The organism is Streptomyces hilarionis, assembly GCF_024539675.1.
GTDB lineage: Bacteria > Actinomycetota > Actinomycetes > Streptomycetales > Streptomycetaceae > Streptomyces > Streptomyces hilarionis.
Genome location: NZ_JAHHIT010000573.1, coordinates 1 through 334, shown reverse-complemented (window position 1 = coordinate 334; position 334 = coordinate 1). Strand labels below are relative to the sequence as shown.

The 334-nt window shown below is 36.8% G+C and carries 1 protein-coding gene; it reads left to right on the top strand.

Annotated elements, in window-relative coordinates; translation table 11 throughout:
• On the top strand, positions 1–271 hold a 271-nt coding region (locus KMS84_RS39565), incomplete at its 5' end, for a hypothetical protein (RefSeq protein ID WP_256921491.1).
• Positions 272–334 lie beyond the last annotated feature (63 nt).

The following is a 334-nucleotide window of genomic DNA, read 5'->3' as shown; positions in this document are numbered from 1 at the left end:
ATTTATCACAAGTTGGTCGCTGGTAAGTTACGTAAACCCTTCTCCGGGTAGATGGATTTACACTTGGAATACGGATGCTCCATTAACTGGTGGAGAGTATATGCTGATAAATAATATTGCGTATGATATACCGTGTAACGATACCTATGGAAAGCTTAGCTGTAGCTGGAACTATCAGACTAATAAAGTTTCTGCGCAGGTTCAAAATATTGGTGACTTAAATCCTAACTCCTTTTTTCTTTCTCTGATATTTGCAAAGCCAATAACCTGATTTAAGGCGCAAGTGCTATTAATGAATTAAGTAATCCTTTTATTGTTTGGAGAATATATGGCG